The following is a 14867-nucleotide window of genomic DNA, read 5'->3' as shown; positions in this document are numbered from 1 at the left end:
CCCCTCACGCGTGCGAGCCCCGGCTCGCGGGATCCCGGCTCACCGGGCCCGGCTCACTCCGGGAACTGGAACAGCTTGACCTGCGGCTTCGGCATGCGCATGAACGGCAGCTGCGCGGCACGCATCGATGCGTACCAGGCGACGCCCTTCGTGTTGCCAGGGCCGAACTTCGCCGTGATGCGGCGCTTCAGCAGGAAGCCCAGCAGCACGCAGTCGAGCACGGCGACGGCGATGAACGCCCACAGCACGACGTTGGCGACGAGTCGCACGTCCATGCTGTCGAAGAAGGTGAGCACGATGACGACGAGCATCGCCGGGATCATGAGCATCGCGACGTTGAGGCGAGCGTCGACGTAGTCGCGGGCGAATCGCCGCACGGGGCCGCGGTCGCGCACGGGGAGGAAGCGCTCGTCGCCGCGCTCGAAGCCGAGGCGCTGCTCCTCGCGCTTGGCGGCCATGGCCTCGCGGGACTCGCGCTTCGCCTGCTTGCGGTCGGTGGGCACCAGCGGGCGCGCGTTGCGCGCGATCTGCTGGCTGCGCTTGGGGGTCGCGGTGCCCTTGCCGTCGCGCTTGACGACCTCGGGCTGCACGACCACGTCCTTGGGCTTCGAGAAGAGAGGCACGGCGATCCTGACGTCGGTTCGGAGGGCACCCAGCCTACCGCCGATGCCGTCCGTAGGATCGAGGCCATGGCATCCGCACATCTCGATCAGCTCCGCGCCGCCGTCGACGCCGGATTCGACCGCGCGGTCGGCGACCTCAAGGACCTCGTCCGCATCCCGAGCGTCTCGTGGGCCGCGTACGACCGCGCGCACGTCGCGGCGAGCGCCGAGGCCGTGCGCGACCTGGTCGCCGGCACGGGCCTCTTCGACGAGGTGCGCATCGAGCAGGTCGACGACGAGCAGGGCCGCGAGGGGCAGCCCGCCGTCCTCGCCCGCCGTGCGCCGAGGGGCGGAGCCCCCACCGTGCTGCTCTACGCGCATCACGACGTGCAGCCGTGGGGCGACGAGGCCCTGTGGCGCACGCCCCCGTTCGAGCCCACCGAGGTGGGGGAGCGGCTCTACGGTCGAGGCGCCTCCGACGACAAGGCGGGCGTGATGACGCACGTCGCCGCGCTGCGCGCGCTCGCCGAGACGCACCCCGACCCCGACCTCGGCATCGTGCTCTTCGTCGAGGGCGAGGAGGAGTTCGGCTCGCGCTCGTTCGGCCGCTTCCTGCAGACCCACGCTGAGACGCTCGCTGCCGACGTCATCGTCGTCGCCGACTCCGACAACTGGTCGACCGAGGTGCCCTCGCTCACGGTCGCGCTGCGCGGCAACGTCACGTTCCGCCTCGGCGTGCGCACGCTCGACCACGCGAGCCACTCGGGCATGTACGGCGGCGCGGTGCCGGATGCGATGCTCGCGACCGTCCGCCTGCTCGACACGCTGTGGGATGCCGACGGCTCGGTCGCCGTCGAGGGCCTCACGAGCCACGACGCGCCCACGCCAGAGCGCTCCGAGGAGCAGCTGCGCGACGAGGCGGCGCTGCTCGAGGGCGTGCGCTCGATCGGCACGGGCAGCGTGCTGTCGCGCCAGTGGTTCCAGCCCTCCATCACGATCACGGGTATGGATGCGCCGAGCGTCGCCGACGCGTCGAACACGCTCCTGCCGGAGGTCGCCGTGCGCGTCTCGGCGCGGATCGCGCCCGGGCAGACGGCGCAGTCGGCCTTCGAGGCCCTGCGGGCGCACCTCGAGGCGCATGCGCCGTTCGGCGCGCACGTCGACGTCTCGGACGTCGACCTGGGCGAGCCCGTGCTCGTCGACGTCGACGGATGGGCGGCGGGCGAGGCGCAGGCCGCGATGGCCGAGGCGTGGGGCGCCGAGCCCGTGCTGCAGGGCATCGGCGGCTCGATCCCGTTCATCGCCCAGCTCGTCGCGCAGTTCCCCGCCGCGCAGATCCTCGTGACGGGCGTCGAGGACCCCGAGACCATGGCGCACAGCCCCAATGAGTCGCAGCACCTCGGCGTCCTGCGCAAGGCGATCCTCGCCGAGGCGGCGCTGCTCGCTCGCGTGAACGCGCGCTCGGTGGAATGATCGAGCGACACGACGCGTTCCACACGTCGAGGGGAGCACCATGACCGACACCACCACCGCTGCCGAGCAGACGACCGACGAGCACGGCGTCGCGCTCACCGACGCCGCCGCCGACAAGGTGCGCCGACTGCTCGACCAGGAGGGTCGCGACGACCTGCGCCTGCGCGTCGCCGTGCAGCCCGGCGGCTGCTCCGGCCTGATCTACCAGCTCTACTTCGACGAGCGCTATCTCGACGGCGACGCCGTGCGCGACTTCGACGGCGTCGAGGTCATCGTCGACCGCATGAGCGTGCCGTACCTCGACGGCGCGACCATCGACTTCGAGGACTCGATCCAGAAGCAGGGCTTCACGCTCGACAACCCCAACGCGCAGGGCTCCTGCGCCTGCGGAGACAGCTTCCACTGACGCGCGATGCGCGCAGGACACGACGGCCCCGGCGGACTCGCCGGGGCCGTCGTCGTGCTGCGAGCGGCCGACACGCCCGAGGCCGACACGAGAACCCGTGGCGGGCCGGGCGACATGCATCGGCTCGTCCTCGGCGTCTGCTGGGCGCGTACTAGGATTGGACCGCACAGCAGGCATACGTAAGGAAGCACTCTTGCGCACTCGTCGCACCTCCCGGTGGCTCGCGATCCCCACGATCGGCGTGCTGACGCTCGCGCTGGCGGGCTGCACGCAGGAGCAGATGCAGGGGTGGCTCCCGTCCACGCCCGGCGTCACGAACCACGTCGACCGCATCGTGGGCCTGTGGGTCACGTCGTGGATCGTCCTCCTCGCCGTCGGCGTCGTCACCTGGGGCCTCATGCTCTGGGCCGGCATCGTCTACCGCCGCCGCAAGGGCCAGACCGGCTTCCCCGTGCAGCTGCGCTACAACATGCCGATCGAGGTCTTCTTCACGGTCGTCCCGGTCATCCTCGTCGTCGGCCTGTTCGCCTTCACGGCGCGCGACCAGGCGGCGATCGAGCAGCCGATCGACGACCCCGACGTCTCGATCACGGTCTACGGCAAGCGCTGGGCGTGGGACTTCGTCTACGAGCAGTCCGACCAGCAGGCCGTCTACTTCCAGGGCATCCAGGCGCAGGTCCTGTCCGGCGAGGGCGAGGCGGGTGCGATCGACACCGAGCAGCTGCCCACCCTGTACCTGCCGGTGAACTCGTCGATCGAGATCCAGCTGGAGTCGCGCGACGTCGCGCACTCGTTCTGGATCGTCGACTTCCTCTACAAGAAGGACACCCTCCCGGGCGTCACGAACCGCTTCTACTTCGAGACGGGCGACGTCGAGGGCGTCTTCGCAGGCAAGTGCGCCGAGCTGTGCGGCGAGTACCACTCGCTCATGCTCTTCCAGGTCGAGGTCGTCTCGCAGGCCGAGTACGACGCGTACCTCGAGAGCCTCGAGACCGAGGGCAACGTCCTGAACGACGAGGAGATCGCCGAGTTCGGCGAGGGCCTCAACCCCGTGACGAACCCGGCCAACCAGGGCCGGGACGAGTCCGACACGACGCCCGAGGCGCCGGGAGAGCAGGAGGGCGAGTGATGGCCACCGCGACCACCGCGCAGGAGCAGCGCATCGGCTCCGAGGGCTTCGAGCGCAAGGGCAACGTGCTCGTCAAGTGGATCACCTCCACCGACGCCAAGACCATCGGGTACATGTACCTGATCACCTCGTTCATCTACTTCGCCATCGGCGGCGTGATGGCGCTGCTGATCCGTGCGCAGCTGTTCGAGCCCGGTCTCGAGATCGTGCCGACGCGAGAGCAGTACAACCAGCTCTTCACGATGCACGGCACGATCATGCTGCTCATGTTCGCGACGCCGCTGTTCGCTGGCTTCGCCAACGTGCTCATGCCGATCCAGATCGGCTCGCCCGACGTCGCGTTCCCGCGCCTCAACGCGTTCGCCTACTGGCTGTACTCGTTCGGCTCGCTCATGGCTGTCGCCGGCTTCCTCACGCCCCAGGGTGCCGCCTCGTTCGGATGGACGGCCTACGCGCCGCTCAGCGACGAGACGTGGTCGCCGGGCGTCGGTGCGAACCTCTGGTTCCTCGGGCTCGCGCTGTCCGGATTCGGCACGATCCTCGGTGGCGTGAACTTCATCACGACGATCATGACGATGCGCGCGCCGGGCATGACCATGTTCCGCATGCCGATCTTCACGTGGAACATCCTCATCACGTCGATCCTCGTCATCATCGCCTTCCCGGTGCTCGCCGCCGCCTTCTTCGGCATGGCCGCCGACCGCGTGTTCGGGGCGCACATCTACGATCCGTCGAACGGCGGCGTGCTGCTGTGGCAGCACCTGTTCTGGTTCTTCGGACACCCTGAGGTGTACATCATCGCCCTGCCGTTCTTCGGCATCATCTCCGAGGTCCTGCCGGTCTTCTCGCGGAAGCCGATCTTCGGCTACAAGACGCTCGTCTACGCGACGATCGCGATCGCTGCGCTGTCGGTCGCGGTGTGGGCGCACCACATGTACGTCACGGGATCCGTGCTCCTGCCATGGTTCGCCCTCATGACGATGCTCATCGCGGTGCCCACGGGCGTGAAGATCTTCAACTGGATCGGCACGATGTGGCGCGGCTCGATCACGTGGGACACGCCCATGGTGTGGTCGATGGGCTTCCTCGTGACGTTCGTCTTCGGTGGTCTGACGGGCGTCATCCTCGCCTCGCCGCCGCTCGACTTCCACCTCTCCGACGGCTACTTCGTCGTCGCGCACTTCCACTACGTCGTCTTCGGCACGGTCGTGTTCGCGATGTTCGCCGGCTTCTACTTCTGGTGGCCGAAGTGGACGGGCACGATGCTCAACGAGCGTCTCGGCCACGTGCACTTCTGGTTCCTCTTCATCGGCTTCCACATGACGTTCCTCATCCAGCACTGGCTGGGCGTCATCGGCATGCCCCGCAGGTACTACAGCTACCTGCCGGAGGAGGGGTTCACCTGGATGAACCAGCTCTCGACGGTCGGCGCGTTCATCCTCGCGTTCTCGATGGTGCCGTTCCTCTGGAACGTCTACGTCACCGCGCGTCGCGGCGAGAAGGTCACGGTCGACGACCCGTGGGGCTCGGGTCGCTCGCTCGAGTGGGCCACGAGCTGCCCGCCGCCGCGCCACAACTTCACGTCGATCCCGCGCATCCGCAGCGAGTCGCCGGCGTTCGACCTGCACCACCCCGAGGTGGGTCCGCAGGTGGGCGTGGGCCCGTTCAAGGACGCTCCCGAGCGCCCGGTGCTCGACATCTCCGAAGGCAAGGTGAAGTAGCGCATGCGCGCGAACATCGCGATCCTCTGGGTCCTGTCCGTGTTCTTCGCGGCCGCGGCCGCTGCCTACACGATCTGGCACATGCTGGAGTACGCGGGCGCCGTCGAGTGGGTCGGCACGATGGGCATGGGCCTGTGCGCCATCCTCGCCGCGTTCATCGCCGCGTACATGGGCATCGTGCACCGCACGTCGGGCGGCCTGCTGCCCGAGGACGACGCGGCTGCGCTCATCGACGACGGCGACCCCGAGATCGGGCACTTCTCGCCGTGGTCGTGGTGGCCCGTCTTCCTCGCGGGCTCGCTCGCGCTGACGTTCATGGGTCTCGCGATCTCGCCGTTCATGCTGCCGATCGGTGCGGCCCTCGTGGTCATCATGCTCGTCGGCTGGGTGTTCGAGTACTACCGCGGCAACTTCGGCCGCTGACGCTGCCGCACGGACGCCCCGACCATCTCGGTCGGGGCGTTCGTCGTGTCCGGGCCGTGGAGGATCATGCATGGGGCCGCCGCGACGACCGCGCACGGCGCGGTGGTGCCGCGCTCGTCACCAGGCGCTCGCACGCGGCGAGCGCGCCGAGGGCGTCGCAGAGGGCTGCATGCGGCGTCCAGTCCGGGCCCCGGCGCAGCCCATCGGGTTCGACGCGCTCGTGGTCGAGCACGCGCTCGGTGCGAGCCTCGCGCGTCGTCGTGCCCGTGCTCGCGCCTGCGAGGCGGTGACGAGGACGCGCTGCGGCACATGGGGCAGGGGATCGTCGGGCTCGAGCACACGTCGGACGCGCCGAGCCGAGCTCGAGGCGCGCGTCGGATGCTCCGAGCCTCGGCCGACGCGCCAGCTGGGCGGGCTCAGGGCGACGCAGGCGTCTCCGGCGTCGGGCAGACGAGCTTCGCGCGACCGAGCACGTGCAGCGTCTCGTGCGCGTCCCACGCCGCGCCGCACTCGGGGCAGCCCCGTGCGGTCGCGCGACCCTCGCGCTCCTCGCCCCATGGGCCGAGCTGCGGCGGGCCGGCGACGCGGATGAGGTTCGCGTTCGCCCAGCGATAGAGGCCTCCGGCTGCCCGGATGCGCGCGCGCAGCGATTCCCTTCGTGCCATGATGATCAGTGTACTCACGATCGAGGCCGGGAGGGGCTGCCATGAGCGAACGCGACGACATGCTGCGACTCGACGAGCAGGTGTGCTTCGCGATCGTCACGGCCGCCCGCAACGTCGTGGCGATCTACCGCCCCATCCTCGAACCCCTCGGCCTCACGCACCCGCAGTACCTCGTGCTGCTCGCCCTCTGGGAGCGCGCGCCCAGGTCGCTGCGCGACCTCGCCGCGGCGGTCGCCCTCGAGCCGGCGACGCTCTCGCCGCTCGTGCGGCGACTCGAGGCGCAGGGCATCGTCACGCGCGTGCGCAGCCTCGCCGACGAGCGCGTGCTCGACATCGGGCTCACCGAGGCCGGGGTGGCCCTGCGGCAGGAGGCGCTGCAGGTGCCCGAGCAGGTCATGGCGGCGACGGGCATGTCGCCCGAGGCGCTCGTGGCGCTCCGCGACGCGCTGGCCCCATTCGCGGGCGCGCGCGACTGACGCGTAGCCTGGCAGATGGACCGACGCCCAAGGAGGACCATCCGATGCCCGACCTCGCCAGCGGCAAGTACGTCTCGCAGTCCGATGCGCTCAGGCAGTGGGCCCCGGCTGCCCGGATCGTGCTCGTCGAGACCGCCCACGACTACGGCGCCTGGATCACGGAGGAGCAGCTGGCGGAGCGCATCCAGGCTGCGACGGGCATCACCACGCGCCAGCCCGCCGACGAGTGGATGGGCGCGGTGCTCGCGCGGGTCGCTGCCGATGCCGCGTCGCGCGGCGAGCCGAGGCTCGCGTCGCTGTGCGTGCGCGCCGACCTCTCCGTCGGCGATCACGCCGGAGCCGCACCCGGCGAGGGCGTGCAGGCGCGCGAGCGGCAGGCAGCCGAGGATCGACTCGAGTGCTACCGGGCGTTCGGCGCCGAGCTGCCTGCCGACGGCGGCCGGCCGCAGCTCACGCCGCGCACGTCCGCACGTCCTGCGACACGCGAGCGTCGCGCGCCTCGCGAACGCAGCGCGGCCCGTGCGACGCCCGCGCCGAACGGTGGCATGCGCGAGATCACCTGCACGTCGTGCTTCATGGTCGTTCCCGCTGCGGCGACCTGCCGCGAGTGCGGGGCGCCGCTGCCCGACTAGGAGGCGTCGAGCGCCGCACGCACCCGGGGGATGACCTCGGTGCCGTAGAGCTCGATCGTGCGCCGGTTCGCCTCGTGCGGGGTGCCGGAGGCGTACTTCAGGTCGAACCGGTCGAGCCCGAGGTCGCCGACCGCGCGCACGATCTTCGCGGCGACGGTGTCGGGAGCACCGACGAAGAGCGCCCCGTCGTCGCTCGCTGCGTCGTCGAACTCCCGCGCGCTCGCCGGACCCCATCCGCGCTCGGCGCCGATGCGATTGCGCTGCACGATCCAGTGCGGACGCAGCAGCTCGCGTGCCTCGGCGTCGGTCTCGGCGATGAGGCCGGGGGAGTGGAGCCCGACGCGGCCGCCCTCGTGTCCGAATCGCCCCATCGCCTCGCGGTACAGCCGCGAGAACGGCGCGAACGCACGAGGGCTGCCGCCGATGACCGCGAGCATGAGGTCGAAGCCGTACCTGGCTGCTCGCACGACCGACTGCGGCGTGCCGCCGACGCCGACCCACACGGGCAGCTGCGCGCCGGACGCGGACGCCTGCGAGCGGGGCCAGACCTCCTGGTCGACGAGCGACGATCGCAGCGCGCCGCTCCACGTCACGGGCTGCTCGGCGACGAGCGCGGCGAGCAGCTCGAGACGCTCCTCGAACAGCGCCTCGTAGTCCTCGAGACGGAATCCGAAGAGCGGGAACGACTCGGTGAACGAGCCGCGCCCCACGATGAGCTCGGCGCGGCCGTTCGACAGGCCGTCGATCGTGGCGAACTGCTCGAACACGCGGACGGGATCGGCAGACGACAGCACCGTGACGGCCGTGCCGAGGCGGATGCGCTCGGTGACGGCCGCGAGGGCGCCGAGGACGACCTCGGGCGCCGTGAGGGCGAAGTCGCCACGGTGATGCTCGCCGAGCCCGAGGAAGTCGACGCCGACGCGGTCGGCGAGCACCCCCTCGGCGACGACCTCGCGGATCGTGCGCGGATGCGCGTCGGGCTCCGCACCCACGACGTCGCCGAAGGTGTGGAGCCCGAAGCCCAGCATGCGCGTGATCAGTGGTGCGACACGCGCTCGAGCTCGGCCTTCGTGACCGGCTCGATGCGGTCCTCGAAGAACCAGCGCGACAGCGCTGCTCGCACGTGCGTGCCCGTCGTGATGCGTCCGCGCTCGTCCGGCCGCACCTTGGCCGGCTCGGGCGACTCGAACGCCTTGAGGCGCCACGACTCGTACTCGTCGAGGCCCTGGTGCACCTCGACGTACTCGCCACCCGGGCGACGCACGATGCGACCCGACTCGAAGCCGTGCAGCAGGATCTCGCGATCCTTCTTCTGCAGGGCGAGCGCGACGCGCTTCGTGACCCAGAAGGCGATGACGGGGCCGAGGATGAGCAGCGCCTGCAGCACCCAGGTGACCTGGAAGACGTTCAGCCTGAAGTGCGTCGCGATGAGGTCGGACGAGGCGCCCGCCCACAGCACGGCGTAGAACACGACGCCGGCGGAGCCGATCGCGGTGCGGGTGGCGGCGTTGCGCGGACGGTCGAGCAGGTGGTGCTCGCGCTTGTCCTGCGTGACCCACGCCTCGATGAACGGGTAGAACATCACGAGCACGATGAACAGACCGAGGACCGCCATCGGCACCAGCACGTTCCACGAGAACGTCAGGCCGAAGAGCTCGGACTCCCAACCCGGCATGAGTCGCAGCGCGCCGTCGGCGAAGCCGATGTACCAGTCGGGCTGGGTGCCCGCCGAGACCGGCGACGGGTCGTAGGGCCCGTAGTTCCAGATCGGGTTGATCGTGAAGGTCGCTGCGATCGCGACGATGACGCCGAAGACCAGGAAGAAGAAGCCACCGGCCTTCGCCGCGAACACCGGCATGATCGGCACGCCCACGACGTTGTCGTTCGTCTTGCCCGGGCCCGAGAACTGCGTGTGCTTGTTGAGCACCAGCAGCACCATGTGGAGGCCGAGCAGCACGATGAGGAGCGCCGGCAGCAGCATGATGTGCAGCACGAAGAGCCTTGGGATGACGACGACGCCCGGGAACATGCCGCCGAACAGCAGGTACGAGATCCAGCCGCCGACGAGCGGGATGCCCTTGATCATGCCGTTGATGATCGCGAGGCCGTTGCCCGAGAGCAGGTCGTCGGGGAGCGAGTAGCCCGTGAAGCCCTCGGCCATCGCGAGGATGAAGAGCAGGAAGCCGATGACCCAGTTGAGCTCGCGCGGCTTGCGGAACGCGCCCGTGAAGAACACGCGCAGCATGTGCAGGCCGATCGAGGCGACGAAGAGCAGCGCGGCCCAGTGGTGCACCTGGCGCATGAGCAGGCCGCCGCGGATGTCGAACGAGATGTCGAGCGACGACGCGTAGGCGATCGACATCTCGATGCCCTTGAGCGGCACGTACGAGCCCTCGTAGGTCGTGTGTCCCATCGACGGGTCGAAGAAGAACGTCAGGAACGTGCCCGAGAGCAGGATGACGACGAACGAGTAGAGCGCCACCTCGCCGAGCATGAACGACCAGTGGTCGGGGAAGATCTTGCGGCCGAGGTAGGCCGTGACCCCCGAGATGCTCGTGCGCTCGTCGAGGTAGTTCGCCGCCCACGAGGTGATCGTGCGGCGCTGCTGCGGGGCCTGGGCCTGTGCAGCCTGGGGAGCTTCGGTGGTGGTCATGCGCGGTCCTCGGTGGTGCCGGCGACGCGGACGTACTCATCCTCGTCGACGTCGTGCAGACGCTCGAAGTACGACGGACCGACCGGCTCGGTGAAGTCGCTCTGAGCGATGAGGTAGCCCTCGTCGTCCACGGCGATGGGCAGCTGCGGCAGCGGCCGCTTCGCAGGCCCGAAGATCACCTTGCAGTGGTTCTTCACGTCGAAGGTCGACTGGTGGCAGGGGCACAGCAGGTGGTGCGTCTGCTGCTCGTACAGCGCGACGGGGCATCCGACGTGCGTGCAGATCTTGGAGTACGCGACGATGCCGTCGTACGACCAGCCTGCGCGGTCCGGGTGCTCGTTGAGCTGATCGGCGGGGAGGCGCATGAGCAGCACGGCTGCCTTCGCCTTCTCGTCCAGCGGGTGGTTCGCCTCGTCGATGCCCTCGGGCATGACGTGGAAGGCCGAGCCGAACGACACGTCGTCGGCGCGGATGGGGGTGCCCGTCGGGTCGAGGCACAGACGCGTGCCCGACTCCCACATCGTGTGCGCGAACACGTCGGTCGGCACCTGGTCGGCCGGCGCGAGGTCGCGGAAGAGGACGACCGCGGGGAGCGGTGCGACCGCGAGCGCGCCGATGAGCGAGTTGCGGATGAGCGAGCGACGCGAGAAGCCCGACTCCTGGTCGCCGAGCGTGAAGACCTCGACGGCCTTCGCGCGGGTCTGCTCGGTGCCACGGGTGCCGTGGCGGAGCTCGACGTGCTCCTCGTCGCTCATGAGCTGCTTCGACCAGTGCACCGCACCGATGCCGATCGCGAGGAGGGCGAGCGCGATGCCGAGGCCGAGGAAGAGGTTGTTGAACCTCGTCGTCGAGAGGTCGCCCGGCGTGATCGGCACGGCCACGTACGCCGCGACGGCGATGAGCGAGCCGAGCGCCGAGAGCACGAACCACAGGAAGACCGTGCGCTCGGCGCGCTTCGCCTTCTCGGGGTGCAGGTCGGTCTGACGCTTCCGGTGGGGCGGCAGACCGGGGTTCTGGAACTCGTCGGCGCGCTGCAGCGCGGCGTCGCGGTGGACCTCGACCTCCTGGGCCATCTTGCTGTCCTTCGTCATCAGTTGGGCTTCGCCGTCAGCCAGACCGTGATCGCCACGATGCCGCCGAGGCCGAAGATCCAGATGAACAGACCCTCGGACACGGGGCCGAGCGAGCCCAGGTCGAAGCCGCCGACGCTCGGGTTCTCGTCGAGGAAGTGGAGGTAGGCGATGATGTCCGCCTTCTCCTCCGGCGAGATGTTGTCGTCGTTGAACACCGGCATGTTCTGCGGGCCCGTGAGCATGGCCTCGTAGATGTGCGCGGCGTCGATGTCGTGCAGGTCGGGGGCGAACTTGCCCTCGGTGAGCGCACCGCCGGCGCCGGCCACGTTGTGGCACATGGCGCAGTTGATGCGGAAGATCTCGGCGCCCTCGGCCACGTTGGCGTCGGAGGTGTCGAGCATCTCCTCGGTGGGCACGTCGGGACCCGGCGCGAGCCCGGCGATGTACTCGCCCATCGCGTCCGACTGCTCCTGCGAGAAGACCGGCGCGCGCGCCTCGCCCTGGGGGCCGGAGAACGCGAGGGGCATGCGGCCCGTCATGACCTGGAAGTCGACCGAGGCCGCTCCGACGCCGATGAGGCTCGGGCCCTCGGACGTGCCCTCGGCGTTCACGCCGTGGCAGGAGGCGCAGTTGGCCTGGAAGAGCTGCTCGCCGTCGTCGACGGTGAGCTGCGTCGGCGCCTGCGACGAGGCGTCTGCGGATGCGACCTGCCCGACGACCGTCGAGACGCCGCCTGCCGCGACCAGGCCGAGCACGAGGAGACCGAGGCTCGCGAGCGGGTGTCGCCTGCCGGTCTTCTTGCTGCGGTGTGCCAAGAGAAGCGCCCTTCCTAGCGGAGCCAGTAGATGATGAGGTACAGCGCGATCCAGACCACGTCGACGAAGTGCCAGTAGTACGACACGACGATGGCGCTGGTCGCCTCCTTGTGACCGAAGTGCTTCACCGCGTAGGCGCGCCCGATCACGAAGAGGAAGGCGATGAGGCCGCCCGTCACGTGCAGGCCGTGGAAGCCCGTCGTGATGTAGAACGCAGAGCCGTAGGCGCTGGTCGCGAGCGTCACGTTCTCGTGGACGAGGACGGCGTACTCGAAGACCTGGCCGATGATGAACATCGCGCCCATGACGTAGGTGAGGAAGAACCACTCGACCATGCCCCACGCCTTGACGTTCCACAGCGAGCCCGTGCGGGTCTTCTGCAGGCGCTCGGCGGCGAAGACGCCGAACTGGCACGTCACGGACGAGAGCACCAGGATCGAGGTGTTCACCGTGGCGAACGGGACGTTCAGCAGCGACGACTCCTCGGCGAACATGTCGCCGGTGGTCGAGCGGAGGGTGAAGTAGATCGCGAACAGGCCGGCGAAGAACATGACCTCGCTGCCCAGCCACACGATGGTCCCGACCGCGACGCTGTTGGGTCGACGCACGAGCTGCGTCGCTCCGGGGTGGGAGAGGGAGGTGCTGGTCACAGGTCCATCCTAGGCGACTTGGAGACGGCAGTCAGCAGCGGGTGCCAGGCGTGGCGTCGATAGGCTGTCGCCCATGGAGCCCAAGTCCTGGCCAGGCGTCCTCGAGACGCTGCTGACCCCTCAGGATCTCACGATCGGGCAGGCCGCGTGGGCCATGGGCGAGGTCGTGTCGGGGCGTGCCGAGCCCGCGCAGCTGGGCGCGTTCCTCGCTGCGCTGCGCGCCAAGCGCGAGTCGGTCGACGAGCTCGTGGGCTTCCGCGACGCCATCCTCGAGCACGCGGTGCCGCTGGCCGGCGACTCGCTCGTGCTCGACATCGTCGGCACGGGCGGCGACCGCCACGGCACCGTGAACGTGTCGACGATGGCGAGCATCGTGTGCGCCGCGGCCGGCGTGCCGGTGCTGAAGCACGGCAACCGCGCGGTGTCCTCGCTCTCGGGCGCGTCCGACGTGCTCACGGAGCTCGGCGTCATCCCGGCGGACGAGGATCCCGCCACCGTGCGCGCCATCCTCGCCGAGGCGGGCATCTCGTTCGCCTGGGCCATGCGGTTCCACCCCGGATTCCGACACGCCGGTCCCGTGCGTGCCGCGCTCGGCGTGTCGACCGTCTTCAACCAGCTCGGTCCGCTCGTGCACCCCGCGCGGCCCGAGGTCACGGCGTGCGGGGTCGCCGATCGCTCGCGCATCCAGAACTTCGTCGGCGTGTTCGCGACCCGCGGCGGCACCGCGTTCGTCTTCCGCGGGGAGGACGGCCTCGACGAGCTGACCACCACCGGCCACTCCGAGCTGTGGGAGGTCGTGCGCGGCGACGTCGTCGAGCACGACGTCGACCCGCGCGAGCTCGGCATCCCGCTCGTGTCGATGGCCGACCTCGTCGGCGGCGACGCGGTGGCGAACGCCGAGACCGTGCGACGCACCGTCGCGGGCGAGCACGGTCCCGTGCGCGACATCGTGCTGCTCAACGCCGCCGCCGCCCTCGCGGCGTGGCGCGTCAACGCCGACCCGCGCGAGGGCGACCGCCCGATGCGGGAGCGCCTGCAGGAGACGATGGGCGTCGCCGCCGCCGCGATCGACTCGGGCTCCGCCGCCGCGACCCTCGAGCGGTGGCGCACGGCTGCGTCGCGCGTGCCGACGGAGGCCTGACGTGGAGCGGCGCGTCGCCGAGCAGGCGCTGGGCGCAGGCCCGATGGCGACGCTGCTCGAGGATCGCGCCGTCGACGCCCGGCTCGGCTCGCGCGACACGGTCGAGCCGTGGCGCCGGGTGCCCGTGCGCTGGGGCGACCACGGCACGCGGTCGCTCATCGTCATCACCCTGACGTCGGGCGCCGTGCTCGTCGCCTACGGCATCACGCTGCTGCTCGAGCAGCCGCCGGCCGTCGAGGCCCTCCTGCCGCTGCGCGTCCTCGGCATCCTGCTCATGGTCGTCGTCGTGGCGCTCGCGCCCGCGTCCCGCGATGCGCGGCTCCTCGCGGCGTGGGCTCTGCTGCTGCACGCGATCGTCGCGATCGCGGGCGTCCTCATGGTGTCGACCGACGTGTTCGGCAGGCAGCGCATCGGTGCGATCTCGGCGATCGAGTTCGCCGGCTTCATCACGTGGGTCGCCATCATGCTCCTGCTGCGCATGCGCCACCCCGTGACGATCCTCACCGCCCTCATGGGCGGATGCCTCGCGGGCCTCGCGTTCTTCGGTCGCGTGCTGCCGCTCCTGCGCGAGCGCTACGCGCGGGAGGACGGCGGGCAGGCCGCGCTGCTCACCGTCGACGACGACGCCATCGCGAGCCTCGTCATCGTGGGCGTCGCGATCGCGCTCGTCATCTTCGCGTGGTGGGTCGACGGGTGGGCGCGCGTGCTCCTGCCGATCGACGCGCCGGGCGACGGGCTGCCGACGCGGAGCGAGCGCGACCGCATCCGCTTCGCGGGCATCCTCACCGCCTGCATGCTCGACCCCGTCGCGATCGTGCTGCTGCACCTCGCGAAGCAGACGACGGCCGAGTCGCGGCTCGACCCGAGCGAGGACTGGTACGCGACCGTGCTGCTCGCCGTCGCCTACGCGAAGCTCACCGTGTGCTGGATCGCCGTGACGACCGTCGCGATCTGGCTGCTCGACCCGACCTGGCGCTGACGGCGTCCACGGACGCGGAGAGGGGGCCG

General features: G+C 70.3%; 16 protein-coding genes. 9 read left to right on the top strand and 7 right to left on the bottom strand.

Features of this window, described 5'->3' with window-relative positions:
* Positions 1 to 53: 53 nt before the first annotated feature.
* On the bottom strand, positions 54 to 623 hold the full coding sequence (locus tag ACFQPP_RS06745) for a DUF3043 domain-containing protein (protein ID WP_376915790.1): 570 nt from the start codon (positions 621 to 623) through the stop codon (positions 54 to 56).
* A gap of 66 nt (positions 624 to 689) precedes the next feature.
* Between ACFQPP_RS06745 and ACFQPP_RS06740 the strand changes: the two genes are divergently transcribed.
* The 5 genes from ACFQPP_RS06740 (at position 690) to ACFQPP_RS06720 (ending at position 5754) form a co-directional block, all read left to right on the top strand.
* The gene (locus ACFQPP_RS06740) at positions 690 to 2075 is read left to right on the top strand and encodes a dipeptidase (protein WP_376915789.1); all 1386 of its coding nucleotides are present in this window, start codon (positions 690 to 692) and stop codon (positions 2073 to 2075) included.
* Between the two features lie 40 nt (positions 2076 to 2115).
* Positions 2116 to 2481 (top strand): HesB/IscA family protein, encoded by a 366-nt coding sequence (locus ACFQPP_RS06735; RefSeq protein ID WP_376915788.1) that lies wholly within the window; start codon positions 2116 to 2118, stop codon positions 2479 to 2481.
* A gap of 193 nt (positions 2482 to 2674) precedes the next feature.
* Entirely contained in the window at positions 2675 to 3610 is a 936-nt protein-coding gene (gene coxB, locus ACFQPP_RS06730; protein ID WP_376915787.1) for a cytochrome c oxidase subunit II, read from the top strand.
* On the top strand, positions 3610 to 5331 hold the full coding sequence (gene ctaD / locus ACFQPP_RS06725; protein WP_376915786.1) for a cytochrome c oxidase subunit I: 1722 nt from the start codon (positions 3610 to 3612) through the stop codon (positions 5329 to 5331). The genes coxB and ctaD overlap by 1 nt, the downstream gene beginning before the upstream one ends.
* A 3-nt stretch (positions 5332 to 5334) precedes the next feature.
* On the top strand, positions 5335 to 5754 hold the full coding sequence (locus ACFQPP_RS06720; protein ID WP_376915785.1) for a cytochrome c oxidase subunit 4: 420 nt from the start codon (positions 5335 to 5337) through the stop codon (positions 5752 to 5754).
* Between the two features lie 416 nt (positions 5755 to 6170).
* Here the strand turns inward: ACFQPP_RS06720 and ACFQPP_RS06715 are convergent, their stop codons facing one another.
* On the bottom strand, positions 6171 to 6419 hold the full coding sequence (locus tag ACFQPP_RS06715; RefSeq protein WP_376915783.1) for a hypothetical protein: 249 nt from the start codon (positions 6417 to 6419) through the stop codon (positions 6171 to 6173).
* 41 nt (positions 6420 to 6460) lie between these two features.
* Here ACFQPP_RS06715 and ACFQPP_RS06710 point away from each other — a divergent pair, with 41 nt between their 5' ends.
* Positions 6461 to 6895 (top strand): MarR family winged helix-turn-helix transcriptional regulator, encoded by a 435-nt coding sequence (locus tag ACFQPP_RS06710; RefSeq protein WP_376915782.1) that lies wholly within the window; start codon positions 6461 to 6463, stop codon positions 6893 to 6895.
* A 44-nt stretch (positions 6896 to 6939) separates the two neighbouring features.
* Complete coding sequence (locus ACFQPP_RS06705) at positions 6940 to 7527, top strand: hypothetical protein (RefSeq protein ID WP_376915781.1); 588 nt, start codon at positions 6940 to 6942, stop codon at positions 7525 to 7527.
* Here ACFQPP_RS06705 and ACFQPP_RS06700 read toward each other — a convergent pair.
* From ACFQPP_RS06700 to ACFQPP_RS06680, 5 genes are read right to left on the bottom strand one after another with little or no spacing between them, the layout of a single operon-like run.
* The gene (locus tag ACFQPP_RS06700; protein ID WP_376915780.1) at positions 7524 to 8555 is read right to left on the bottom strand and encodes an LLM class flavin-dependent oxidoreductase; all 1032 of its coding nucleotides are present in this window, start codon (positions 8553 to 8555) and stop codon (positions 7524 to 7526) included. The genes ACFQPP_RS06705 and ACFQPP_RS06700 overlap by 4 nt on opposite strands.
* A gap of 8 nt (positions 8556 to 8563) precedes the next feature.
* Complete coding sequence (locus ACFQPP_RS06695) at positions 8564 to 10180, bottom strand: cytochrome bc complex cytochrome b subunit (RefSeq protein WP_376915779.1); 1617 nt, start codon at positions 10178 to 10180, stop codon at positions 8564 to 8566.
* On the bottom strand, positions 10177 to 11253 hold the full coding sequence (locus ACFQPP_RS06690; protein WP_376916769.1) for a Rieske 2Fe-2S domain-containing protein: 1077 nt from the start codon (positions 11251 to 11253) through the stop codon (positions 10177 to 10179). Before ACFQPP_RS06690 ends, ACFQPP_RS06695 begins: the two co-directional genes overlap by 4 nt.
* Before the next feature lie 17 nt (positions 11254 to 11270).
* Positions 11271 to 12068, bottom strand: a complete 798-nt coding sequence (locus ACFQPP_RS06685) for a cytochrome c (RefSeq protein ID WP_376915778.1) — start codon at positions 12066 to 12068, stop codon at positions 11271 to 11273.
* 14 nt (positions 12069 to 12082) lie between these two features.
* Positions 12083 to 12718 carry a heme-copper oxidase subunit III gene (locus tag ACFQPP_RS06680; protein WP_376915777.1) on the bottom strand — a complete coding sequence of 212 codons (636 nt, stop codon included), beginning with the start codon at positions 12716 to 12718 and terminating at the stop codon, positions 12083 to 12085.
* Positions 12719 to 12791: 73 nt separating this feature from the next.
* On the opposite strand from ACFQPP_RS06680, the gene trpD reads away from it, so the two are divergent.
* The gene (gene trpD, locus ACFQPP_RS06675) at positions 12792 to 13859 is read left to right on the top strand and encodes an anthranilate phosphoribosyltransferase (RefSeq protein WP_376915776.1); all 1068 of its coding nucleotides are present in this window, start codon (positions 12792 to 12794) and stop codon (positions 13857 to 13859) included.
* A 1-nt stretch (position 13860) separates the two neighbouring features.
* Positions 13861 to 14838, top strand: a complete 978-nt coding sequence (locus tag ACFQPP_RS06670) for a hypothetical protein (protein ID WP_376915775.1) — start codon at positions 13861 to 13863, stop codon at positions 14836 to 14838.
* Positions 14839 to 14867: the final 29 nt, after the last annotated feature.

Source organism: Agrococcus sp. GCM10030265 (genome assembly GCF_042666675.1).
Taxonomy (GTDB): Bacteria; Actinomycetota; Actinomycetes; order Actinomycetales; family Microbacteriaceae; genus Agrococcus.
Note: the sequence above shows the minus strand (reverse complement) of the source record. Positions and strands in the feature narration are given on the sequence as shown.